General features: G+C 63.2%; 25 protein-coding genes. 3 read left to right on the top strand and 22 right to left on the bottom strand.

Translation table 11 applies throughout. The features are described from left to right. Positions 1-56 precede the first annotated feature (56 nt). On the bottom strand, positions 57-464 hold the full coding sequence (locus LG409_RS12380; RefSeq protein ID WP_227406789.1) for a pyridoxamine 5'-phosphate oxidase family protein: 408 nt from the start codon (positions 462-464) through the stop codon (positions 57-59). Beyond that, a complete protein-coding gene (locus tag LG409_RS12375) occupies positions 454-1,158 on the bottom strand; it encodes an SDR family oxidoreductase (protein ID WP_227406788.1) in 705 nt (234 codons plus the stop codon). Before LG409_RS12375 ends, LG409_RS12380 begins: the two co-directional genes overlap by 11 nt. A gap of 110 nt (positions 1,159-1,268) precedes the next feature. On the opposite strand from LG409_RS12375, the gene LG409_RS12370 reads away from it, so the two are divergent. Continuing rightward, positions 1,269-2,159, top strand: a complete 891-nt coding sequence (locus tag LG409_RS12370) for a LysR substrate-binding domain-containing protein (RefSeq protein WP_227406787.1) — start codon at positions 1,269-1,271, stop codon at positions 2,157-2,159. Here the strand turns inward: LG409_RS12370 and mobH are convergent. The 3 genes from mobH to LG409_RS12355 form a co-directional block, all read right to left on the bottom strand. Further along, entirely contained in the window at positions 2,152-4,008 is a 1,857-nt protein-coding gene (mobH, locus tag LG409_RS12365; protein WP_227406786.1) for a MobH family relaxase, read from the bottom strand. The two genes, LG409_RS12370 and mobH, sit on opposite strands and share 8 nt — an antisense overlap. A 200-nt stretch (positions 4,009-4,208) precedes the next feature. Next, positions 4,209-5,141 (bottom strand): nucleotidyl transferase AbiEii/AbiGii toxin family protein, encoded by a 933-nt coding sequence (locus tag LG409_RS12360; protein ID WP_227406785.1) that lies wholly within the window; start codon positions 5,139-5,141, stop codon positions 4,209-4,211. Further along, positions 5,134-5,892 carry a type IV toxin-antitoxin system AbiEi family antitoxin domain-containing protein gene (locus LG409_RS12355; protein WP_227406784.1) on the bottom strand — a complete coding sequence of 253 codons (759 nt, stop codon included), beginning with the start codon at positions 5,890-5,892 and terminating at the stop codon, positions 5,134-5,136. The genes LG409_RS12360 and LG409_RS12355 overlap by 8 nt, the downstream gene beginning before the upstream one ends. Positions 5,893-6,106: 214 nt before the next feature. Between LG409_RS12355 and LG409_RS12350 the strand changes: the two genes are divergently transcribed. After that, positions 6,107-6,472, top strand: a complete 366-nt coding sequence (locus LG409_RS12350; protein WP_227406783.1) for a DUF3742 family protein — start codon at positions 6,107-6,109, stop codon at positions 6,470-6,472. A 10-nt stretch (positions 6,473-6,482) separates the two neighbouring features. Here the strand turns inward: LG409_RS12350 and LG409_RS12345 are convergent, their stop codons facing one another. From LG409_RS12345 to LG409_RS12265, 17 genes are all read right to left on the bottom strand, one after another. Continuing rightward, the gene (locus LG409_RS12345) at positions 6,483-8,003 is read right to left on the bottom strand and encodes a conjugal transfer protein TraG N-terminal domain-containing protein (RefSeq protein WP_227406782.1); all 1,521 of its coding nucleotides are present in this window, start codon (positions 8,001-8,003) and stop codon (positions 6,483-6,485) included. A gap of 14 nt (positions 8,004-8,017) precedes the next feature. Continuing rightward, complete coding sequence (locus LG409_RS12340) at positions 8,018-8,368, bottom strand: hypothetical protein (protein ID WP_227406781.1); 351 nt, start codon at positions 8,366-8,368, stop codon at positions 8,018-8,020. Continuing rightward, the gene (locus LG409_RS12335; RefSeq protein WP_227406780.1) at positions 8,365-9,759 is read right to left on the bottom strand and encodes an integrating conjugative element protein; all 1,395 of its coding nucleotides are present in this window, start codon (positions 9,757-9,759) and stop codon (positions 8,365-8,367) included. Before LG409_RS12335 ends, LG409_RS12340 begins: the two co-directional genes overlap by 4 nt. A gap of 10 nt (positions 9,760-9,769) precedes the next feature. Next, the gene (locus tag LG409_RS12330; RefSeq protein WP_227406779.1) at positions 9,770-10,699 is read right to left on the bottom strand and encodes a TIGR03756 family integrating conjugative element protein; all 930 of its coding nucleotides are present in this window, start codon (positions 10,697-10,699) and stop codon (positions 9,770-9,772) included. Next, complete coding sequence (locus LG409_RS12325) at positions 10,696-11,121, bottom strand: TIGR03757 family integrating conjugative element protein (protein WP_227406778.1); 426 nt, start codon at positions 11,119-11,121, stop codon at positions 10,696-10,698. Before LG409_RS12325 ends, LG409_RS12330 begins: the two co-directional genes overlap by 4 nt. A gap of 182 nt (positions 11,122-11,303) precedes the next feature. Further along, the gene (gene radC, locus LG409_RS12320; RefSeq protein ID WP_079384585.1) at positions 11,304-11,810 is read right to left on the bottom strand and encodes a RadC family protein; all 507 of its coding nucleotides are present in this window, start codon (positions 11,808-11,810) and stop codon (positions 11,304-11,306) included. A gap of 172 nt (positions 11,811-11,982) precedes the next feature. Beyond that, positions 11,983-12,741, bottom strand: a complete 759-nt coding sequence (locus tag LG409_RS12315; protein ID WP_446719074.1) for a DsbA family protein — start codon at positions 12,739-12,741, stop codon at positions 11,983-11,985. A gap of 15 nt (positions 12,742-12,756) precedes the next feature. Then, on the bottom strand, positions 12,757-15,633 hold the full coding sequence (locus LG409_RS12310) for a conjugative transfer ATPase (protein ID WP_227406777.1): 2,877 nt from the start codon (positions 15,631-15,633) through the stop codon (positions 12,757-12,759). Continuing rightward, positions 15,633-16,067 (bottom strand): TIGR03751 family conjugal transfer lipoprotein, encoded by a 435-nt coding sequence (locus LG409_RS12305; protein WP_227406776.1) that lies wholly within the window; start codon positions 16,065-16,067, stop codon positions 15,633-15,635. Before LG409_RS12305 ends, LG409_RS12310 begins: the two co-directional genes overlap by 1 nt. Continuing rightward, entirely contained in the window at positions 16,048-17,448 is a 1,401-nt protein-coding gene (locus LG409_RS12300) for a TIGR03752 family integrating conjugative element protein (RefSeq protein WP_227406775.1), read from the bottom strand. Before LG409_RS12300 ends, LG409_RS12305 begins: the two co-directional genes overlap by 20 nt. Beyond that, positions 17,438-18,340 (bottom strand): TIGR03749 family integrating conjugative element protein, encoded by a 903-nt coding sequence (locus LG409_RS12295; protein WP_227406774.1) that lies wholly within the window; start codon positions 18,338-18,340, stop codon positions 17,438-17,440. Before LG409_RS12295 ends, LG409_RS12300 begins: the two co-directional genes overlap by 11 nt. Beyond that, complete coding sequence (locus LG409_RS12290) at positions 18,337-19,017, bottom strand: PFL_4703 family integrating conjugative element protein (RefSeq protein WP_227406773.1); 681 nt, start codon at positions 19,015-19,017, stop codon at positions 18,337-18,339. The genes LG409_RS12295 and LG409_RS12290 overlap by 4 nt, the downstream gene beginning before the upstream one ends. After that, a complete protein-coding gene (locus tag LG409_RS12285) occupies positions 19,014-19,412 on the bottom strand; it encodes a TIGR03750 family conjugal transfer protein (protein WP_227406772.1) in 399 nt (132 codons plus the stop codon). Before LG409_RS12285 ends, LG409_RS12290 begins: the two co-directional genes overlap by 4 nt. Positions 19,413-19,422: 10 nt before the next feature. Continuing rightward, positions 19,423-19,785 (bottom strand): TIGR03745 family integrating conjugative element membrane protein, encoded by a 363-nt coding sequence (locus LG409_RS12280; protein WP_227406771.1) that lies wholly within the window; start codon positions 19,783-19,785, stop codon positions 19,423-19,425. Positions 19,786-19,801: 16 nt separating this feature from the next. Continuing rightward, positions 19,802-20,035 carry a TIGR03758 family integrating conjugative element protein gene (locus tag LG409_RS12275; protein WP_033947748.1) on the bottom strand — a complete coding sequence of 78 codons (234 nt, stop codon included), beginning with the start codon at positions 20,033-20,035 and terminating at the stop codon, positions 19,802-19,804. Then, a complete protein-coding gene (locus tag LG409_RS12270) occupies positions 20,032-20,409 on the bottom strand; it encodes an integrative conjugative element protein, RAQPRD family (RefSeq protein ID WP_227406770.1) in 378 nt (125 codons plus the stop codon). Before LG409_RS12270 ends, LG409_RS12275 begins: the two co-directional genes overlap by 4 nt. Before the next feature lie 331 nt (positions 20,410-20,740). Continuing rightward, the gene (locus LG409_RS12265) at positions 20,741-21,643 is read right to left on the bottom strand and encodes a bacteriophage abortive infection AbiH family protein (RefSeq protein WP_227406769.1); all 903 of its coding nucleotides are present in this window, start codon (positions 21,641-21,643) and stop codon (positions 20,741-20,743) included. Between the two features lie 267 nt (positions 21,644-21,910). Here LG409_RS12265 and LG409_RS12260 point away from each other — a divergent pair, with 267 nt between their 5' ends. Then, positions 21,911-23,287 carry a hypothetical protein gene (locus LG409_RS12260; RefSeq protein WP_227406768.1) on the top strand — a complete coding sequence of 459 codons (1,377 nt, stop codon included), beginning with the start codon at positions 21,911-21,913 and terminating at the stop codon, positions 23,285-23,287. Positions 23,288-23,333 lie beyond the last annotated feature (46 nt).

Below are 23,333 nucleotides of genomic sequence, written 5' to 3'. Positions count from 1 at the left end.
GACCGCTCGGATGCGCTACGGCAAATGCCGAGCGAATCAGTTGAAAAATAGAAAGGTCAAGGATTGACCCACTGGCTGCTGGCCAGCCTGCCGTTCGCGCCATAGGCAAAGCATGCACGTCGGTTGTTCTGCCGCCGCAACTGAAACCAGTCCAGCACCTCGGTACGGAACGTCACCACGCCGAAATGCGCCTTGCCATCTGCTTCATGCGTGGCTGCGGGCGGAGCAGTGGCCTGCGGGTTGGCGGACAGCTCGTGCCACTTGGCACTGCGCACGTCGGTGTGGATCTCCAGCAGCCGCTGCGCAACGTCGGCACGGCGAAGCACCACCATGCGTGCCTGCGGCCTGGAAGCGGCATCCACCGAGCACAGGCTGACGTAGCGAAAACTGGCCTCCGGGTAATCCGCTGCCGCTGCAAGCTGTTCCCATGCTGAGTCGTTGATGTGCGCCAGCTCAGACGGCACGGGTAATGCCACCATCGACCCGGATGTTCTGGCCCGTGATGTAGCCCGCGCCGTCCGACACCAGGAAGGCGATCGTGGCGGCAATTTCCTCGACCTTGCCGTAGCGGCCCATTGGCACGCTGTCTCGTCGTACGTCGGTGGCGGGCAGGCTGTCGATCCAGCCAGGCAGGACGTTGTTTATACGAATGTTCTTCGCCGCATAGGCGTCGGCAAAGATCTTGGTGAAGCTCGCCAGCCCCGCGCGGAACACGGCCGAAGTCGGGAACATGTCGGCAGGCTCGAAGGCCCAGGCCGTGGAGATGTTGACGATGGCGCCGCCGCCCTGGGCCGCCATGATCGGCGCCACCAGGCGGGTCGGCCGTACGGCGTTGAGGAAATAGACTTCCATGCCCTTGCGCCAGTCCTCGTCGGTGATGTCGAGGATCGGCGCGCGCGGGCCGTGGCCGGCGGAATTGACCAGCGCGTCGATGCGGCCCCAGCGCTCCATGGCCAGATCGACGACCCGCTGCAGGTCGTCGTTCGACTGGTTCGAGCCAGTGACGCCCACGCCGCCGAGCTCCTGGGCCAGTGCTTCACCTTTGCCCGACGAGGACAGCACGGCGACGCGATAGCCGTCCTGGGCCAGCTTGCGTGCTGCGGCGGCGCCCATGCCGGACCCACCCGCAGTAATGAGCGCGATTTTTTCTACAGACATGAATAGCTCCTATATCTCGATCTATAGTCTAATTATCCCAAGGAAGAGGTAAAACTTCACGCGATGAATAAAAGCGGTAGCATGTAGAAAAACTACTGAGTCTGTATCCCATGATCCTGTCTCGCCGCAAGCTCCCCCCATTGAATGCGCTACGGGCCTTCGAGGCGTCCGGCCGCAGGCTGAACTTCCGCGCTGCGGCCGAAGAGCTGGGTGTGACGCAGGGTGCCGTCGCGCAGCAGGTGCGTGCGCTGGAAGAACATTTGGGCATTGCGCTGTTTCAACGTCTCGCACGCGGCTTGGCGCTCACCCCGCGCGGCGCGGCTTACCTTGTAGATATGACGCGCGCTTTCGACACCTTGGCCGAATCGACCGGGCGGCTGCTGGTGCGTCCCGACATGGTGACGATCAGCGTGACGCCTACCGTCGCCACCAAGCTCCTGATTCCGCGCCTGGCCGAACTGCAGACAGCTTTGCCCGAGGTGGAGCTGCGCACGGTGGCGACGGAAGCGTTGTCGGACTTCGACCGCGACCAGGTGGACATCGCTGTGCGGATGACTCGCGGAGCGTTTCCCGCAGATTTGGAAGCCCGGTTGCTGTTCCGCCAGGAGCTCGTGGCCGTGGCAAGTCCGCACCTGGCGAGCGGCCTGGCGCTTCCCCTTAGCTTGGAGCAGTTGCGAGCGCTACCGCTCCTGCATGATTCCCACGACCACTGGCCAGAGTTTCTGAAAACCGGCGGCAAGCTGCCAGGTCCGGTGTTCAATCAGACAACGCTGGCGCTGGATGCCGCTCTGGCCGGCCAAGGCGTGGCCTTGGCGTGCCGGGCATTCGTGGCTGCTGACCTTGATGCTGGCCGGCTGGTTCAGGTGACGGATGCGAGCGCGGTCATGGAACCCGACTATTTTCTCGTCCGCAAGCGGTCGCCGTCTCAGAGAAAGGCAGTGGATGCGGTGTGGGACTGGTGCGCGACACGGTTGGCTCTTCCTCAGAAGGCAGCTATTTGAGCGACAGGTATGGATTATTCGGGGGAACGGTGTCGAATATGTGCGCCGGCTCTTCGAGCAAGTAGCCATGCAGGCGTCGCGATTTGCGCGGCCCGGTGACTTCGCAGGTCCAGATGTTCAGACCGCTGGCCTGCTTGCGATGCAGTTGCAGCTTCTCGAAGCGCTTCTGTATCCACTGCCAGTCCTGCACCTTGTCCTGCTTGGCGAGCGCCGAGATACCGGGGTATTCCTGGGCGTAGCGCTGGAACAAACCAGGGCTGACCAGATAAACCGTGTCCGCCACGGTATGCACGAGCGCCTTGGCATCGTTGATGATGAGGCGACGGGACTGGATGCCGTGGCGAAGCCAGGCGATGAAATGCTCGCCGGACGGTTCCGCGCAGTCAGGGATTTCAGATACGTTCTTCAGCGAATTGACGACGGCATTCGTGGGTGGCTCAGCGGAAGACATCGCTCCTCCGCTGCCGTCCTGAACGGGCTGCTCTCGCTCCCCACTGCTTTCCTGCGCAGTCTCCTCGAACAGGGACAGCAGCTCATCCATCGCATCTGCGGTGGTTTCTTCTGTAGGCTGGTGCAAGGCACTGTCGGTTGATGCAGGCTTGAGCGGTGGCTGGCCGGCAACATCGGAAGTGCTACCGGCGTCAGTCGTGATGTTGCCTGCGACTTCATCCATGCCGATTGCAGGCTGTTCGGTGGCGTCGGCCTCGGAGGTCGTCTCCACCATCACCGTCCCGGCGAAGGGTTCAGGCCGCTCGTCCGGCTGCCAGATCAGCGCCGGCGACATCCGCAGCAGCGTAAAGCTGTGTGACCAGCCGCCCTCACTGCTGACCGTTGCGCGCCAGATGGCCTTGCCGTCCGGCGTCGACTGCAGCATGCCGTGATCCTGCAACACGTTGAAGACAGCCGTGTTGTTCGAGGGGATGCCGTCGATACCCTGCGACAGAAGGTGTGCGCGCAGCTTGTCCGAGACGGTCTTGCTCACCAGCCACAAGGCATCCTGTGTCAGCCAGCCATCCGATGCCTGGGGCTGGTTCAGCTTCAACTCTTCCTTCAGAAGATAGCGAAGGCCATCGATGAGCTTGCGCTGCAGGGCATGCTTGGGCGCAGCCATGGCGCGGCTAGGATCGCCCCCCAGCTCCTGGGCCACCGATGCACGGTCGGCCTGGACGACGAGTTCGCCCAGCACACCGGCGTGCTCGTACTGGCCAGCCAGCACATAGAGCAGTGGTGCCCAAAGCGCGGGGTAGCCACTGAGCCAGTCGAGGATGCCGGCATCGAGCAACTGATGGTAGAGCAAGCCGGTGGCGGCGCCATGCAGGCGATACTCGCGATCGTCCCGGTAGCGGAAGCGATAGGGATGCCTCAGCGGGCCGTGCCAGGGGTGCCAGACGCTGCCATCCTCATACTCGACATGCAGGTCGACGGCGATCTTGCCAATGTCGTGCAGCAATGCGGCATAGGCCGTCGCGGCCGTCCAGGCTTCTGCCTGCGCGGCTTGATCTTCCGGTGTTGCGCCGGCCGGCAGCAGATGCGACTGCCGCAATTTGAGAGCGAAGGCGACGATCTCCAGCCCATGGTCGAGCATGCCGCCGAGGTAAGCGTGGTGGTGGCTTTCCGATGCCGGAAACTGCTGTACCAGCTCGGCATAACGCTCCAGCGGCGCGCGGTACAACGCCGCGAACTGCTTGCGCGAGAGTGAGGTGCGCTGCCAGATGTGTTCCAGTAGTTTCTGCCGACGGGGCGTGGCAAGCAAGGACGCGGCCGGTTCCGGCCGCGTCAGCCCTTTTGATGGTGTGGCCGGCACCACTTCGGGCGATGGCGGCCGTTTTCGTTGGAACAGAGCGAGCATCACCGTGACCTGAAATGCGGGCGGAGCCGGGCCTTTTCCTTTTCCAGGTAGGGCCTTTCCCCTTGCGCCCCATTCCCTTGCCCTTTCCGCCCTTGACCCTTGTTCAAAGCCTTTACGTATAGGCGCGAACGGGTCATCGGACGACAAAGAAACGGATGCCGGTGCAGCCGCTTTTTCTTGCGGTGCCGGGTAACGCGGTTCTAGTCCCCGGTGGGTGCGGCGGCGAGGCCTGCGTCAAGGGCGTCGGCCTGCGCGATGAAGTCTTTCGGACGGCGTTTCTGGAAGGTGTTCAGGTTGGCGAGTTTCCAGCGCAGGGCTGGCAACTGGTCGGCATGCGGACATTGCAGCAGTGACCAGTCGGGTTGCGCCCGGCTCAGCCCACTCAGGAACTGCCGATGGGCATCGGTCAGTCGCCGCGGCAGCTCATGGCGCAGCCGGACACGGGTATCGAGCAGGGTTTCCAGCGAACAAGCCACTTCGGTCATGCCGACAAAGGCCCGTTCGTACTCGCTGGCGATGTCCTTGTCGTTGCCGAACAGCACTTCGTGGGTGGGCCGGTTGTGCCCCGCGAGATAGACCACGAAGCACTCAACCATCGCATCGGTCAGGCCGCCGGCCTCGAACAACTGCCAGACGTCGAACAGATCCCGAGGGTGCTGGCGATCCAGCGCGGCGACCAGCTTGCTGGCATAGAGTTCGTCCGGAGCCAGGGTTGGCACCTCGAACTCGACGCCAAACAGATCGCTGGTTCGGCTGCTCAACGAACTGCGTGCGATGGGCAACACAGTGCCGCGGAATACGACATTGACCTCGACTTTCACCTGACTGGTCTCGTTCTCCGCGATCAGCTTGGTGTCCCCGAGATCCTTGCTGCGAACCAGGCGTGTCTGCACGCCAAGACGTTCGACGCGCTGCGCGATGGCCGCCAACTCCTGGTTGATGGCCTGCAATGCCTGGTCTCGCGGCGTCTGCCAAGGCAGGTAGACCACATCGATATCCACCGACAGGCGGGGCATGTCCTGCAGGAACAGATTGATGGCAGTACCACCCTTCATGGCGAAGATGTCGTTGTCGAACACATCGGGAGCGATGTTCAGCAACAGACGGACGGTGTCGGCGTAGTGTTTATCCATGAGGGTTCAGACTCAGCAAGGTGCCGTCATCGAGCCGGCTCATCCAGCGCTTGTTGCTGCCGGTGCGCGCGGGGTACTGCTCCAGCAGCGCATCGACATCGACGACACCTGTCTCCCGTGCCCAGGTCAGGAACAGACGCACGGTCTTGACGTTGGTACAGCAGGCCAGCAGGCGCCCGAGTACATCCTTGCGCGGTGATCGCAGGCCGTCGAACAGGTTGCGGGCCTCTTCGAGGCTTTCCCGGGTGCCGGTCTCGTAGAGCAGTTCCAGAACGGCACGCTCCGGCACGGCTACCCGTAGTCCTTCCGCCTGGCCCGGTGGCGTATGCAGGGTCTTGCCGGCGAGCGTGTCGTCCGGCCAGTCGAACAGCCTGGCGTTGACGTACCGCGCCGGGAACCGCGTGGTGAACCAGGCCGGCAGCGCAAAGCGGGCATCGCCCCACAGCACCAGGGTTTCCCGGGAAGCCAGGTTGTGCCGTACTCCCTGCATAGCCAGGGCGCTCTTGCCCCCCACATGCAGGCCGGCGACCTTCTCCTGCAGGAACCGCAGGGCGCCGCTGACGTCGAAGTCGTCATTCGGGAAGGCATAGACGCCATAGGCCAGGCGCACCAGCCAGCCGCTCTCCGCGTAGCGGGCAGCCAGCTGGGGCGACACGCCGAAGGATTCGAGCATGGCGAGGTCGAACGGCGCTCCACGGGGGAGCTCCGCCAGCAGTCGCTTGATTACCTGATGTCTTGTATTTCCACTCATGGGATAAATATACTGCATCATCTAATCAAACGCCACGCCGAAACAGGGCAGTGCTTCAAAATTAGCCTCATGATTGAATTTGGTGTATAAATCTAATCAAAGCCATCTCCCTGGCTCGAAATCGCGCAGCAGACATGCCGCATTGCTGGCCGCATGGTGGTGGCCACCGGCGCACACTGGAGCAACGATGTAACGCAGACAACAGGTGACGATCATGAACACACGACCCCGTAGCAGTACCGCAGAACGCTTCGGCCGCTGGCTCGGCCGCGGCTGGCGGGGCTACATGCGCCGCGAGCGCCGGGTAGTCGCGTGGCTGGCTTCGGCTGGCGTGCCGACCGGTGCAGCGACCGTGCTGGTGTGGATCGTCAAGCTCGCTGTGCTGGGCGTGCTGCTCTATACCGCCTTCTGGCTGGCGCTGCTGCTGGTGTTCGCCACCGTGGCTGCCTGGGCCTCGGCAGCGAACACCTCGGACGAAGACGTCTGGCCTTTCACCGACATGGACGATCTTCGCAACACGCCGGGATACGACCCCAACCTCTACAACGACCACACCCACGTCGACTACAAGGACGACTGAGGTTCAGGGTCTACTTGAGCTTCCCGCCCGTCATGGCGCTGGCACCTTTACCGCCAGCCTGTGCGCCTCCCTTGGTGCCTTCGGCCATGCCTTGAATGGCCTGTCCGGCGCGAAAGCCGACCCATCCCAGCGCCGCGATCCAGAACCCGGGCAGTACCAGGAACATGGCGCCCATCACGAAGTTCAGCAGCATGTCGCCAAACGTGTTGTTCAGACCGATCAGCGGATCGAAGTTGGTATGCGGGCGGTTCCATCCGAACCCCCAGCCGTAAAGCGCATCAAGGATCGTGCTGTCGATCCAGCGCGCCAATTGCAGCCAGAAGTCGGTGAAGAACAACGCAAACTGGACGACGGTGAGCGTGACAACGGTCTTCAGGTCGTAGGTGCCGATCAGCAATACCATCGGGATGCAGATCACCAACGCCATCTTCAGGAACGCCAGCACCATGGGTAAGGCTTGGCGCACGACGTCCATTGCCGGGAAATAGGCAAGCCCGCCAACTGCCATCCCGACGTCACTGGCGGCGCGGTTGATGACGTTCGGCAGCGTCTTGTCGATCTGTCCGCCATAGTCGGTATAGACGCTGCCCTGATTGAGCTTCTGCTGGCGCGGCGAGGCAATGGTGCGGATTACCGAGTCATCCACTTCGGTGCGGCTCAGGAAGCCGGCCCAGCCGGCCAGGCGGTTGAGCAGGCTGGGATCGACTTGATCCAGCAGACGTGCGCGCAGGCCGTTGCCGCTGTCGTTCCACCACTGGCGGCAGGTCGGATAGCCGGCGCCGCTCGGCACCTGTGCCAGGCCGGCATCCCGGTTGCTGTCGTAGGCCCAGCCATCACGCGGTGTTCTGGCGCGGTAGGTGTCGTAGTAGCCGGGGTTGTTGAGGAAGAACTGCGAGCCGATCCAGGTGACGTCGTGCATCTGGGCTTCGTCGAGATTCGGGCGGTTCATGAACAGCTTGGCGCGCGAGGGGCCGTAGCAGTCGTGGGTGAAGTCGGCGACTTCCTGTGCCAGAACCGGGTCGTCGATGCGTGTGGCATTGACCTCCATGCGGATCTGCCGCAGGTCGGTTCCGCACGGAATGGCGGCGACCGACGCGCCGGTGATCGCGCGAGACAGCGCGTGCATGAACGCCCACCATACCGGTACGCGCGCGCTCTGGTTGTTGAGCGTGCTGAACGATTGCGACCAGCCGGTTTCGCCGGGCTCGGGCACGCTCACCTGGCATTGTGCCGAGCGTGCCTGGTCGTACTTGATGGTGTTGAGATCGACGTCGATGAAGGGGATGCCGGCGAACATCACCACGACGATCGCCACCCAGACGCGGTTCTCGATGCGCACCGAGGACAGTGCGCCCTTGTTGCCTTCGTCCGCGCCTTCGGATCGCGCCCGGAGCCATTCCTGAATGATGATCGCCACGAAGGGAATGGCGAACACACCGCTGGAAACGAGCACGGCCCAGATGCCGTTGTGGATGACCCACCCCAGCAGGGTCAGGTAGTACTCAAGGTAGTCCGTGGTGAACAGCGTCATGTGCCGGCCTCCTGCTACGCCGCCTGCATCAGCAGGCTGGCTTCAAGCGCGACGATCCCCGCCACGCCGGCGACTTCCGCGCGCAGGAGGCGACGCCTGGCTTCCGTGCCGGGCTCGCGCGCCAGCAGGCGCCGGCGCATCCAGATCCAGCCGTAGCCTGTCGTCCCATAGAGGCACAGTCGCCACAGAAAAAAATAGCCGGAGGCCTCGGCGAGCCAGCGCTCCCATCCGATAACGCTGCCGAGGTAGTGGATACCCGCGATATTGGCGGCCACGGCCGCCACGAGCAGCAGCGCCGTCCACAGCAGCAGCTTTCCCACCCTGCGGTTGAACAGCCAGCGCGGCCAAAGCCAAGTCGGGCTCATGGCGTGCCTCCCGGATTGGCCCGCTGCAGCTGGTCGAGGCGATCCGGCACGGGGTCGCCCTCATAGATACCCCGAGAACCGGCGGCCCTGGTTCCATGGCGCTGGATGATCGTCATGGGCGAGTTGTTGGCGAGCGTGCGGCGCAGTTCGAGCTCGGTCTTGAGGTTGGAGATCTCCCGGTCGAGCGCGTCGCTTTCCTGATCGACGGCGGCCGTCGCCAACTGGTTGGCAGCGACGTTCGGTTCCTTGCGCCCGGTCAGCAAGGTGCGCTGCAGCAGCAAGGCTTTCTCCAGCACCGATGCGAGCGCTACTTCCGAGGCCAGGCGTTGTGCCAGGACGTGCTGATCCGGCTCGTCGCGCAGGGCTTCGATGACGCCGCGGGTGATCGGCAGCGAGACGCTGCCGGCCTCGCGCAGGTTCTCGAAGGTGGTGTTGCGCGCGCCGCTGACCAGCTCTTGCAGCGTCTGCAGCTTGGTGTCGTACTCTTCCTGGATCAGGGGCGTCAGGCCCACGCCCGGCACGGTTTCGGTCTTGGTGCAGGCATCGCAGGTGCGCTGCTCCTGTTCGCCCAGCACCCGCGTGGCCCACTCGACGGCCTCTTGCGGCGAGGTCCAGGTCTGGCAGGCCAGACTGTTGCAGCTGGTCGGATCAATGGCGGACGTATCGGTCGCGCTGCGCCCGTTCACAAGGTTGTAGCCCGCGCGCGTCACGTCGCCCACCACCTTGATCGACGGTTGGCCAGCACCGCCGGCGTTGCTGCCGCCGACCCACGGTACGCCGTCGTTGCCCCGGCGCGTCTCAGCCTGCTCGATCGCCGATACCGCATCCGTGCTCGAAACGGCATCGCGCAACGCCATGCCTTCCGCCATCTGGCTCCAGCCAAGCTGACCACCCGCCATGTCGGCCATGCGTTCGGCCATCGACCTGCAGGTCAGCTTGGAGCGATCAAAATCCAACCTCGCCTGGAGGACGCCATTGGTCAACAAGTTATACAAGCCCGGGTCGGCCCTCTGGATGATCAATGCCGGAAGCGAGGCAACGGCGCTGGTCGCGCTCTGGATCACGTTGCTCATGATGTTTTGAAATCCATTCGTCAGCCCGTTGAGCTGGTTCTGGATGGTGGTGCTGATGCTCATGTCGCCGCAGACCAGATTGCTGTTCCACCCGACTCCGACCCCGAGGGAGCGCATGCCGGCCGCACCGCTCATTGAGACGGCATTGCCGCCGCCGATCGAGTACATGACCTCGTCGCCAATCACGCTGCCGCTGGTCTGGAAGCCGCCGCTCTGGGCAAGCGCCAGTCCGCTGGCAACGGCCAGTGCGCAGGCCAGCGCACCAGGACGCCAGAGGTGTGCGAGGCGGTGTGGAGTCGTCAGCTTGGGATGTTTCATGGCGAGATCCTCAGAAATCCACGCTGCCGAGGAACACCTGTCCGCGGCGCTGGCAGCAGCTGTACGGGCGCCACAGCGCCCAGGCGTAGTCGCCCTGTTGTGCCTGGGGCAGCGACCCGGCATGGGGAAACACGGTGCAGGTATTGGAAAGACGTGGTGTCAGCCGCTGCCACTTGCCGGTGCTGGCGTCGCTTTCGATCAACGCGCCGGCCGGCCAGTAGCCGTCGCGCGCGTTGGCCAGCAGTGGCTGGTACACATGCAGCTGGCCGCGGCGGGTCACGATGTCGCCGGCGCGCTGTGCAACGACCGCGCCGGCCTTGTAGTCGTCGGCCTGGTGCAGGAAGCCGCCCCTGGGATAGACGTTGCCCCACAGATTCAGCCCGAAGCGTGTGCCGATCTCGCGCATACCGGGGATCAGTGCCTCGGGATACACAGCTTCGGGCACGTTGTAGCGCCAAGCCAGGGTATCGAGCGTGCTGAGCAGATACGGCATGAAGGCGGTGCCGGCGCCCTGGCAGATGTAGCCGGAGGCGGAGGCGAACTGGCTGAACACCTGGCCGCCCGGATGGCCGATGACGTCGGCGTTCTTGAACTTCGCCAGATTATTTTCGTGATCCTCGTTGGTCGTGCCATCACCGCCTGCCTGGGCTGTGGGATTGGGCTGGCTCATCGCGCGCACCTCGACCCACGGGTTCTCACCGGTATTCGAGTAGCTCGACACCACGGCGTCGGGAACGTAATGCCTAACCTTGATGGAAGTGCGCACCGAGCAGCCCGACAGGGAGCAGTACAGCCAGTAGCAGATCCCGGTGACCCGGTATTCGAGGCAGTCCGGCGACAGGGTCGAGGAGATGATGGTGGCGGTGTTGAGAGCGAAGCTCGAAGTGGCGCTGCACAGCAGCGCGGCGGCGGCACCGAGCCGCAGGCGACGGGAAATCATGGTTGCTCCTCGCGGTAACGCTCGATGCGGGCCAGCGCTTGGTCGAGGTCGTCTTCCCCGTACACGACGTAACGCTGATCGACGATCACCGCCGGAATGCTGGTGATGCCCAGGCTCCAGGCATCGGTCACGCCCTGGTAAGCCTCTCGCATGCGCTGTTGCAATGCGTGGCCACCGTCGTTCAGGCGTCGCTGGACGAGCGCCGCGGCCTGTTGCGGATCGTTCGGCAACCGGGCCGACAGTTCCGCCTCGATGGCCTGCGCCGCGTCGAGCTGGATGACGCGATCCGCCGCCTGGGCGCCGGCCACCGGGTGGCGGGTATCCGTCACGATCCAGATCTCCGCTGCGGCCACGTTGCTGGTGACCAGCAGCAGCGCCGAAAGGGCCAGTGTCTGGCCGAGGTGTGCAAGAAAGGCGTGCATGGGTTTCGCGTCTCGAAGTGCATCGACCCCGGTAGTCGAACCCATGGTGCAGATGCGCACCACGAACAATGCGCACTGTGGCAAGCCCTGTTTTCTGGTGAGGCAAAGGAAGTAAAAAGGCGCATGGACCTGGGGACAGGCCCATGCGTGGGATGGGGCTTGGCAGACCCGCTCAGGTGTGGCTACAGCAAGCCGTTCTCGGCAAAGGAGTACGGTCGGCCCTCGCCGATGATGAAATGATCCAGCACCCGGATGTCGATCAGATCCAGAGCATCCTTGAGTCGGCGGGTAATCGCGCGATCGGCAGCACTGGGCTCTGAGTTCCCCGAGGGGTGCTGGTGCGCGAAGATGACGGCGGCGGCATTGGCTGCCAGCGCACGCTGGACGACCACCCGGGGATAGACTGATGCGCCATCGATCGTGCCGCGGAACAGCGGCTCGTAGGCCAGCACCTGGTGGCGTGTGTCGAGGAGCAGGACGGCGAAGATTTCATTGGGTTCGCCGACGAGCATCAAACGCAGGTAGTCGCACACGTCGCTCGGGTTTCGCAAGGCGGCACCCGCCTTGAACATGCGTCGCTCCAGCAGCGCAATTGCCTGTTGAACGATCCTGTCTTCGTGCGTATCGACAGCGACGGGATCGTGGTCCAACTCGGTACAGGAGTCTTCGAGAGTCAGTACGTCGGTCATGGGAACCTCCAATAGATGAGCGGAGGCACCCCCACGGAGGCGGAACCTCCATGGGCATGACGAAATGAAAAAACCACACATCCACCAGCGCGGACGCTGGCCGTTCGCCTCGGGATGCGTTGCGAACGAAGGTCAGCGCAGCAGTGCTGCGCCGTAGCCTCGAAGACCTCGGCTACCTGGGCATGTCGCCATCGTCGATGGCGGACAAACCTGCGGCGCGCGCCGGAGCCGCGTCCGGTGCGTCGCCCATCAGAAGATCCATCGCGGACAGCAGTGCATCGCCTTCGACCGGCCCTTGCAGAAGCAGCGACCGTCCGCTCTGGCGATCCTCCAGGCGCAGGCTGGGGGTGGCTGTGATGCCGCCGTGCGCACCTTGTTCGGCCTGGGCGCGCACGATGGCCTGCGGACGCCCGCTGTCCAGACAGTGTTGCAACGCCGGCGTCAGTCCTGGGTAGCGACTCCCCTCGGGGAGTCCCTGGCCGCCGCTGCGCGTGTGCTGGTACAGCCAACCGACGGCATCGAAGAACGCTTCATGCCCGCCGGTTTCACCCGCACATTCGGCCAGGCCCGCCAGCCCCGAGGCAGCCGGCTCGTGCGCTGCCAGCGGTAGGTGATGCCACTGCAGGCTGACGTCGGTCTGCTGGTCGATCCAGGTCTTCAGGCCTGGGTAGTAGTCCTTGCAGAACGGGCATTCCAGGTCGGCGTAGAACGTCAGCATGAAACGGGCGTCTGTCTGGCCACGGCGCCACGGCGGGCCGTCCGGGTGGTGCTGGACGACCGGGGAAGGCGCGGCGCCGGAGTTCTCGCGCAGCACCACGGCGAGCAGCGCGAACAGCAGCACCACAAGCACGCCGATGGCGCACAGCAACAGGCGCAGGCAGCGCCGGCGGCGTGCGGACGGTGATGGGTTCATTGAGCGATGGGGAGGCATGGCGTGCTCCGGGAGTCAGGAGAGCAGATCGGCGTATGGCAACGGCTCGATGCCGCGTGCCCGGTCGATGTTCTCGGACACCTTGAGCGCCGCTTCCAGCTCGCTGATGCCGAACTGCTGCATGAGCCGGTATCGCTCGGCTTTTTCTTCGGGTTCGGTCTGGGCCAACGCCAGGTAGAGGCTTGGCGGTACGGCCCTGAACAGCACCTCCATGTTCTTGGAGAGAATGACGCCCTCGGTGAATTTCCCGGCTTCCTTCCTGGCCGAGAGCATCAGGGCCTTCTGGGCCGGGTTCAACTCACGAAAACGTGCGATCTTCTCCACTTCGTCCGGGGGCATGCTCAAACACAGCCACCACTCAATCATATTGAGCATCGGCTCCGCCGCCCTGGGCAGATCGTCGATATTTTGCGTCGCCAGCCAGTACCAAGCGCCTAGCTTCCGCCACATTTTGGTGATCTTGACTACGTAGGGCGCGAGCAAAGGATTTTTCGTGACGACGTGGCCTTCGTCTGTCACGTTGAGGATCGGCCTACCGAGAAACTGATCGCGTTCCGCGATGTTGTTGACGGTGTTGATGAGCGAGATGTAGGCAATCGAGAGCTGGGCGTTGTAGCCCTCCCTGGCATAGGTGGCGAGATCGACGACCGTGATGTCGGCTTCCGGCCAGGGCGTGCCTGGGCGGTCGAACATTTCGCCGTCCGAGCCTTGCGTGAAGATGTCCATGGCATCTGCCATCTCCAGCAAACGTGTGCGCCGGCTGTCGGGCAGGCTCGAATCGTTTCCGCGATCACGCAGCGCATCACGCACGTCGCGCGTGAGTACATCACGGTCTTGTGCGACACAGTGGCGGGCGGCGTCCAGAATGCACTGGCGGATCAAGGAGCGATCGGCACGCGTCAGCCTGGCTTCCTCTTTGTCTTCACCACCCGTGATCATCAGTCGCGCGGTGATCTCAAGCTCACCAAGGACATCGCGCTGCTCGTCCGCATCGACGGCGGACTGATCGGCGGATTTTTCTTCGTCCAGCGCATCGGCATCCAGCGTCTGCACGTCGCCTGGTGCCTCAATCAACCGGCGCGCATCGGCGAACGGCGCGAGGCTCACGCCCGAGCCGGGCGCGAGCTTGACCCGATTCACCGACAGGCCCAACCGAGCGGCGAAGTCAGCCAGCAATCCAAAGGAGTTGCCGGCTTCCACAATGAACATGCGTGGGCGATAGATCGCGGCCACCTGGTTGAGGATGTTGTTGAGCGTGGCCGACTTGCCCGAGCCCGTGGGGCCGAACAGGAACAAGTGGGCGTTCATTTGCCGGTCCAACCTGCTGAACGGATCGAACGTGATCACGCCACCGCCGCGATTGAACAAGGTGATGCCGGGCCTGCCCGTACCCTGACTGCGTCCCCATGCCGGCGACAGGTTGGCCGCGTGCTGGGCGAACATCAGTTGCGTGTACCACTGCTTGCGGTCGGCGCCGGGGTTGTAGACGCAAGGCAGCCAGCGCAGATAGCTGTTGAGCGGGGCAACCTCGTCCTCTTCACGGACAGGCTGCAATCCGGCGTTGAGCATCACGTTGGCGAGCTGCAGGCCGCGCCGATCCAACTCGTCTTCGTCCTCGCCGCAGAGGTAGAACACCAGCGAACCGCGGTACAGCTTGTGGGCGCTGCCGATCAGCGAACGCGCCTCCTGCACGTCCTGGAGTGCCTGTTCGGATGCCAGGGTCTCGCCGACGGCTTTCTTCGCCAGGTGATTGAGGTGCGCTTCGAGTACGTCCTGCGGTGTTGCGACCAGCGTCAGGCACATGACGGCGCCTTCAGGCAGCTGGTCGAACAGCGTGTTGATCGCGTCGCCCTTGCGCGTTTCGCCGGTCAGATGGCCGACGGCTGGTGGCGTGCGCAGGCGGTCGGTGACCATGACCCGGTGCGGCAGGCCATCGAAGTACCACAGTCCCTGCTCGGCGTCGGAGCGTGGCTGACCGAAGAACACCCTCTGCGAGAAATCCTTGCCGCTGGCGAGTTCGATTTCGTCGGGTTCCGAGGCATCCGGATAGGTCGCCAGCCGATAGAAGCGTTCGCGGTCCTGTGCCGTCGGGCCGAGCATGGTGGGCCGGGGGTTGAACCAGCGCAGCAACCAGTCATGGATCTGCGGCGCTCCCAGCCGGCGCGTCTGGATGCCGGCATTGGACAAGCCGCCAATCAGGCGGTCGCACACGACGTTCAGCGCCTGCTCGGGCGTCTGGCCGCGGCGACCGGTCTGGCCCTCGGCCCGGCGATAGACCACCATGCGCACACGCCGGCTCTGGCCGCGCCACGGCAGGCGCGTGACCACGCTGTCCTCGAACAGTCCACCGGCCTTGGAGACGGCGCGCAGGTGATGGGCGAACGAAGTCAGGTAGAACTCGGTGAAGCGACTGCCCTCGGCACGCGGCTGGACGTAGCCGCGCAACGTGTCCAGGTACTGGTCGAAGTTGGCCTCGTCCTGGGCGTAGAGCTGGAGCACCCACGGATTCGCATCGAGTTCGTCGAAGCTGTCCTGCAGGGCGTTTTCCAGCGCGTCGCGCGCCTGCGCCAACCAGGCGGCCTCGCGGCCCTCGGTACCCAGCGGCGTCAACTCGAAGAAAGCGGCGACCGAGACACCATCCTCAAGCAGCATGCACTGCGAGTCCGGCAGGTACTCGACCCACGGCAGCAGCGCGACGAACGACGGTGCCACGTCGTACAGTGCCTGCTCGTCAGCCGCTGTGGCCGGACGGTCTTGCGCGACCGCCGCACCGGGTTCGGGAATACCGGCCTCGCACAGTGCGCGCACATGGCGCGTCCAGCCGTCCTGCCGGTCTTTGGTCGGTGCGGCATCGTCGGGAGCACGCCGGCGCCAGGGCAACGACCAGGCCATCAGTACGCCTCCGTGCGTTCGCCCGGCATCGCGTACTGGACACGCTGATACAAGGGAAAGACGGTCGAATAGCCCGGCACCGGCACGGGGTCGGTGCCAGCCAGGTGCGGGAATACATACATGACCAGATCCGGATTCGGCAGCCGCGGGAACTGGTGATGAATCTCGTTCGCCGCCGTGCGCGTGTAGCGCATCTGCTCGGCCGGAGCGGCCTGCACATCCGCCTCCGTCAATGGCCGGCGCAGGCTCTGGCGCGCATCGAGCAACTGGCGGCGGGCGACCTGGCCGCTGCCGCCGTCGCCGGCCTGCTGGTGCCAGATGTCCTGCATGGTGCGGCCACCGTGCGGCATCAGCTCTTCCTTGCTGGTGGCGCAGCCGGCCAGCGACGTCACTACCGCCACCAGCAGCAGCGGTTTAATCCAGATCGAGTGCATGAGCGTCTCCTACACGATGGTCGACGCGGCGGCCTTCGGGGTCGTAGTCGATGTGAAGGGGTTTTTCGAGATGGACGGCGACCTGGGCGCCCGGCTGGACATAGACCGCCGCGAAGGCTTGCCCATAGAGGCGGTTCACCCACTGCGACATGTCCTGCACGCCGCCGGCGAGGATGCGTCCGACCGCCTCGTTGGTGCTGATGCCGACCGTGCCGATCGAGCCGTCGGCACCGACATAGGACATCTGGCCACTGTCGGACTCGATCAGCGAGGCGGCACCCGCGCCCGCGGCGGTAATCAAGGCCTGAGTGCCGAGATACTGCTGCGCATTGCTGCGGCGTTCACCACTGACGCAAGGAATCCCATACGGGTCGCTGATCCAGCCCAGGCCATCCTGCTGGTTGTTCTGCTGGCTGCTGCGTTCGTTGTCTTCTGGAATGGTGCGAACGGTGCCGTCATGAAAGACGAATGTGATCGAACGCACCTGTCCCCTGACACATGACAAGGTCCAGTCGCCACTGGCCGTACCGCTGAACACCGCGCCAGCGACATCCGGGATATCAATCCCGTTCGCGGTCAGGTTGTCCGGGCCGACGAGGACTTTGAACGGAAATGGGTCGTTGACGGTGCCATCGATAGGAACCCGACCGATCAGCGCGGTCATCGCCACCGAGCCCATCAGGGTGGAGTTCGTCGGTACGGTGTAGACCGGCTGAGCCGTCTTGACGCCGGCCGCCCTGGCACCGGCATCGGCCACATGTTCGACGGTGGTCTCCAGTGTCTTCTGCGCCGGCCCGAAGCTGGTCGGGAAGCTCAGGCTTGTACCCGTGCGCCCGTCGGTCTGCCTGGCGTCATCCGGTTCCACCCAGCGAATGCCCTCGCCAGCGAAACTGTCGCCATCGCCTTCGCGCAGCCCCAGCCCGACCGGCAGATCGGCATGGCCGCCACCACCGATGTTCTCCAGACGGCGCTGCAGATCCTGCAACAGGCCTTCGGTCTGCCGGCGCTCGCCGGCCAGCTGCTCCTGGTCACGGCGCAATGCGGTGCGTTCGGCTTCCAGGGCCGTGTCGATACGCTGGTCGATCGCGCTTTCGCGCTGGCGCAGGCGCTGGTTCTCCTCGCGCTGGGTGCGGTTGTCCGCCGTCGCTGTCTGCAACTCAGTGCGCAGTTGCCGCACCTGCGCCACCAACGTGGCGACGGTATCGCGGGGCGTGTCGCCTTCGATGCCGAGTGCCTGCATCTCCTCGGCGGTGAGCTGCGGGTCAGCATCGACGATGGGGCGAGGCTGATCGCCGCCGCCGGAGAACAACCGGATGCCGAAGAACAGCACCAGCAAGGCGACCGGCAGCACCAGCCATTTGAGTAAGCCATTACTGCGCATCGCCGGACTCCTTGACGTCGTGACCGGGGACGGCCTGCGGCAGCAGCGCAGCCGGGTCGAAGCGATGGATCGCCGGCAGCAGCGATTGCGGCAGGCCGCGACCGCGCGTGACCAGATAGATGACCGTGGTGTCCTCCGGCGTGCCGCGCGGGCCGAGGGTCGGATGCTGGAAGGTGGCGGTGAGGAAATCCCCCTGCAGGACACGCGGATCGAGATCGATCCAGCCGCTACCGGCATGGGTCAGCCGCACGGCGGTCACCCACTGATCTTCCAGTCGCCATGCCGCCAGCGCCTCCGCATGCACCGGCAGGGTCGGCAGCAAGGTGTCCAGCGGCAGATCGCGGCGCAGGTTCACGCGCATGACGCCCGGCACGGGCTCCACGGTGCGCAGTGGTGCGTACAGGCTCTGGGCCGCATAGCGGGTCAGCACCACCGGCACCGGGGTTTCGCGCCGGGGCGAGCGTGCCTGCTCCGGAGACGATGCAGTCGCACCGGCCGCCTGCGCCTGGCCGTAGCGTTGCGGCGTGGCGTTGCCCTCGACGATGCGTACCGGCTCCAGCGGCGGCTCGCCGTCCTGGGCCGGTTCGGCGGCGATATCCAGCAGGATCAGTGCGCCGCTGTCCGCATCCTGAAGTTGCAGCCGCATCGGCTCGATCGGTTCGCTGGCGCGCAGATAGATCGCACCGCCGGCACTCTGCACGCGCAGCCGGTTGCCCACGCTCGCCGGCACGCCGACGCGCACATTGCGATCCACGAACACAATGCGTTCCTCGCCGACCTGCAAAGGCACGGCCAGCGGCAGCCGCTCCCAGTGCAGGATCTCCACGGCATGGGCCATGGGCACCAGCGCGCAGGCCAGCATGCCCAGCCAGACGAGAAGGCGGGTCTTCATGGGGAGTCTCCTTGCTGGCCCAGACCGCCGCGGGCCGGGGGTTCGGGTGTGGGCGCAGCGATGCGCTGTGGCGCTCCGTCGTAACAGTCGAGGGCGAGGCCGAAGGGATTACGCGCCGGATCGACGTCCGAGCGCTCGACCTTGATCGGGTAGCGCACCAGTGCGCGCTTGACCTGTTCCGGCCCGTGGTACTCGTCCGCACTGAGATCGAGTGTCACCACCCAGTTGCGATCGGACACTGTGCGCACGCGCGCAGTCGGGTTGTCGCCGTAGCCGCGTCCGGGGATTTCATACACGCCGCGCACCCGCTGGCGTAGTTCGCCGGTACTGCGGCGATAGTCGTAGTCGGCCTGCAGGAAGGCGCGGCAGGCGGGCGTGAAGTATGGCGAGAGCGCATGCAGGTTGCGCGCGTAGTCCTCTTCACCGTTGGTGGGCCAGCGATGCAACTGCTGCCACACGTAGAACGTGAAGGCATAGACGCTTTCCGGCGGCACGTCCCACCAGGGCCGGGTGCTGCCGGAACGCAGGTCGGGCGGTACATGAATGGTCAGGTCGCGCGGCGCGCTCCACCAGCCGCCGCCCATCACCAGCGCGATCAGCAGCAACGCGCCGGCACCCAGGCGCAGGGTCTTGATGTGTGCCTGCAGGTGCGCGACTTCGTTCCGGAAGCGGCTCATCGCGCAGCCCTCCGGTTCGACCAGTGGCCCGAGCGCGTGATCAGCGCGTGGCCGCCGATCCAGCCGGCCATCAGCGGATAGCGGGTCGCGATGCGCCATTGCAGTTGCCGATACAACCAGGTATCGGGCCTGCCGCGTTTCTGTCGGCGCAGGATGCCGCCGCCGACGAACACGCCGAAGGCGACACCCAGCACGACGAAGGTGGGCGCGATCGCGATGGTCGAGAACAGCCAGGCCAGCGGCACGCCGGCCAGGAATCCCCCTGCGCCGGACAGGCCACAGCAGACCCATAGTTCGTCCGCCGTCAGGCCGCGCACCACCACGGGGTGGCGATTGAGCCGGTGCGGCAGGAACGCCACCGTGCCGTCCGCCCGGATGTGCTGAAGCTCGGACATGGGCACGCCCTCAGAGAATCCCGGTGGCCTCGGTCAACAGCCAGATGCCGATAACCAGCAGTACGGCGCCGATGGCGACCGTGAGCCCGAACTGGCCCCATGTTTTCCTGCCGGTGTGGATCTCCGCGTAGGTGCCGTAGGCGTGATAGCAGACGCCGATGAACATCGAGGCCACGACCAGCAGTGCGACCAGCAGCACGATGTCATAGCCATAGTTGCGGATGGTCTCCATGATTCCGCCGCCGGTGCCGCGCGAGGGGTTCTCCAGTTGCGGCAAACCCTGGGCAAAGGACAGCGTAGGCAGCGTAATGAGGCTCAGTGCCAGCGCGGCGTGCTGGGCGAAGCGGATGCGGGGGAAACGAGCGGTTTTCATGGTCTGACCCTTGTGGTTACGAGAGGAGGAAAAAAGTCAGCACCAGGTACATCGCGAGAAAACGCACGACGACGCCGAGGAACTGACGCTGGTTGAGCTGGTTTTCCGCCCAACCGACGTAGGCGGTGCGAATGGCCCAGGCGCCCCACAGCAGCAGCACCGCGAACACGAGGCCGACGATCACCGTCGCCATCGCGCCGGGCGCGATGCTGCTGTTGGCCTGGAAGGCGCTGATCTGCGCGGGGGTCATGGCTGCGCCTCCGGCGTAGAGGGAGCGTCGGGCGCGGACTCGTTGCGGTAATCGCCGCTCAGTACGGCGGGGTCGCGCGGCTGGGCGCGGGATGGCGCGAGATGGAATTGGATGCCGGCGCGTACGCGCGCGAGGTCATCGAGTAGCCTCGGGTAGTCAAAGTGGTAGCGTTCGCCCGTTGCAATTGGGGTGTTCGCCGCGCTCTGTGCGACGAAGCGTTCCAGCGCGTCAAGCTGGCGCAATGCCGCAGCCAGCTCCTGGCGTTGGGCCGGCGTGCCGGCATGGGCCGCCAGCGGCAGGCTCGCCGCCAGGGCCGCCATCAGCAGGACGGCTACGCCGCGATGCGCGGCGCAGCGTGGAAACGTAAACACCATCGCGCCATTCCTCGGTTCGATCAGCAATGGCTCGATCGTGGCGAGGCAGGCGCTTCAAGACCGCAAACAATGAGAACTGCGCGGCTACCGTATTGGTGAATAGTGCTGGGGAAACGGCGGGAGGGGAGAGGCGAAGAAGCCCCGGATTGACCGGAATGCTGTTCACTTGAGTGGAGCAGCCCTACGATCCACCGGATACCGGGTTTTGAAAATCTTCACCGTCCTTGGTCTTCCCGGCTTTGGACGGTGATCCAGTCCCGCAGCGGGAAGCACCTCAGCGTGTTGCGGAGGTCATCCTGCGGTTCTGCCAGAGATAGTCGATCAACAGCAGCTACAGTTCTTGCCAGAGCACTGGCACCGCCCCGCCTGCTGGCAAGCCCAGTACCGCCAGCAAGAGCTGTTTGGAAGGCCATTCATCCATATCTCGCACTGCGATGACCCAGCGTGCCTGGGCTACGCGGGGTTGTGCGAGCAGCGCCTGAAAGTACACAGCATCGACATCCGACAGCGAGTGGCCGAGCACGACCACCTGTTCGACGGTGGCTAGGGAGCTGAAGAAGGAGGCGTTCTGGGCGATAAGGTCTGCCGAGTGTTTGAAGGTCGCCGAAAAATAGTCGTCGATGATGCCGTTGGCTTCCATCAGGCGCGTGTCGATTTCTTCGATATCGGGGCGATCATTCAGCGAGCGTCGGGTCGACGGACTCCAGGCATGGCCGAGGATCAGCGCATCGTCCGGTTGTGTTGCACAGCCGTGGATGAACAGCACCTGCTGAGGGTCGACGTCATAGACGGCGTTCAGTGTGCTGGTGTAGTTGAAGCTCAGGAACAGCGCCTGTCGATCCAGCCTGGACAGCCGTTGTGGGGTGGTATCGCTCGTAGGAATGGGCAGCGCACGAACCCAGTCGGCGAAATGCGCCTGCAGTTCCTTCGAGAGCCGATCAACGACATTTTCCACCTCATACTGGAAGTCATGATGCCCCGAGTCGCTCCAGTCTTCGTCGCTGTAGGACGCCATGAAATGGCCGAGGTTGTCGATCAGCATGTCCGCATCCAGCTCGGCCAGCGCCAGTTCCAGTCCGTTCCAGTTCTCTCCGGCCGGAAGGTACTCCTCCACTTCACGGTAAACGTCGCCGTCCGTACCCTGCACGTAGTCCTTGAAGTCTCCGAGGCCGGATGGGATGCCGTGCCAGAGGTCAAAGCCGTTTCCGATGATGTAGAGCGTGGTGGGTGCCATTTTGTTTTCCGTCGGGTTTCTTGTGCTGATGGTATGTGAGCCAGAAAGGAATTCAATCTATATTAGGGCAACGCTGAACAAGTCCCGCGCGCCGAGGTTGGGTCATTATGAATCAACGGCTTGCGAGGCCCGCAGTCAAAATTCGACCACTTGTTCCGCATTGCCTTAGCAGTGCGATGCGGGATATCGGTCATGGCAGGTGGTGGGCTCTCATGATTGAGGCGGCTGCATTATTTGATGTGTTCAAATTTCGAATTGGGAAAAGCAATGAATTGTCTGATTAAGCACAGTCATAGTTTTGTTGTTGAAAGTGTGGTCAAGCGATTGATCGAGGATGTCAGTGAGTACTCTCATTTACTGACAACGGACGATTGGCGGCTGCTGAGAAACTTGGAAAAGGCTGTTGGTGATAGGCAGATTTGCCAGAATGAATGCTTGGGGTGTTTGGAGTTCGCCAGAATGGTGAGCATGCTCTCCAACTTCATCAATGGGATTTTTAGCGCAAACAAGGAAAGCGAAGCAGTTGTCGCAGAGTTGCGCCGAATCTTTGCCGTTCCGAATGAGTCAGATCCTATTGTTCTTGCGCTGGATCTGGTTGTTTCTCCTGACTATGTGAAATCAAAAATACCCACAGAATCCATCCCGCTCTATGAAAAATACGTTGATGCGGTAAAGAGCGAGATTTCTCGCTTGGCGTTGGATCATTTCCACCATAAGCAGGCGAAGTGTCATGACACAATTTTGGCGTACGGAAATTTGGAGCAAGAGCAAGTGATTGCTTATAAGACGGAGGAAGCATCTGCTGGCGAGGAATTGTTTTACGTTGATCAGAATTTTGTTAGCAAATATGGAAGCGATCAAGGTTTCAGTCAGCAGATCGAGAATTTTAAAAACAAGGTTGGTTGCAAGTTTGTTTACAGCCCCTATGTTATTGAAGATGGCGTCAAAATGAGCCGCGTTCGACTTGCTGAATACTTTGAGACGATTGAAGTACTCACAGAAAACACCATGCTGGTGCGATCCGACGACGGCGTGATGCTTGCTAGGGAAGATATTCAGGTTACCTTCGATCGCGTTTTGCTCTGGAGAAATGCAACAAGGGCCGCTGAGGATTTGAAGGTGCAGAAGATGCACTGCAATCACTGGGGATATCCTCATTATTCAAGAGGGTCAAAATTGTCGAATCGGGTTAATAAAAATATTCATGTGTTCTTAGAATCCCTGCGCCCCTATCTGGATGACAGAAGTTGTGACTTTGATTTCAATGACGATGAGAGTGATCGGGCGCTGTGTCGCAGGCTATGTGCGGCAACGATCGGGAAATCTTTCTCATTGCAGGCGCTTGTTGACAGGTCGATCAGATATGAAGGCAATGCTGAATGCATGGCGTGCATTGGGGATCTGTGCGACTTCCTAGACTTGATAAACTATCAGACAGAGCCTCTTTCTGAACTGACCAAGATTCGGAGCAGTGTTCAGGATACAGAGCACTTGAAACATGCTTGGAAAGCCGACTATTTCGTGACTGATGACAAGAGGCTGCGTACACGTGGCGATTTTATTTATTCAGCCCTTGGATTAGGCACAAAGTTCATAAGCATCAAAGAGCTTAAAGAAAGGGTCGTCAGTGAGTTCAAGGAGTGATTGAACAGTCATTAGGCGCAGCCAAAGCTCTGTATCGGTATGGTGT

It is taken from the genome of Halomonas sp. NyZ770 (assembly GCF_020616575.1).
GTDB classification, from domain to species: domain Bacteria; phylum Pseudomonadota; class Gammaproteobacteria; order Pseudomonadales; family Halomonadaceae; genus Vreelandella; species Vreelandella hamiltonii.
Note: the sequence above shows the minus strand (reverse complement) of the source record. Positions and strands in the feature narration are given on the sequence as shown.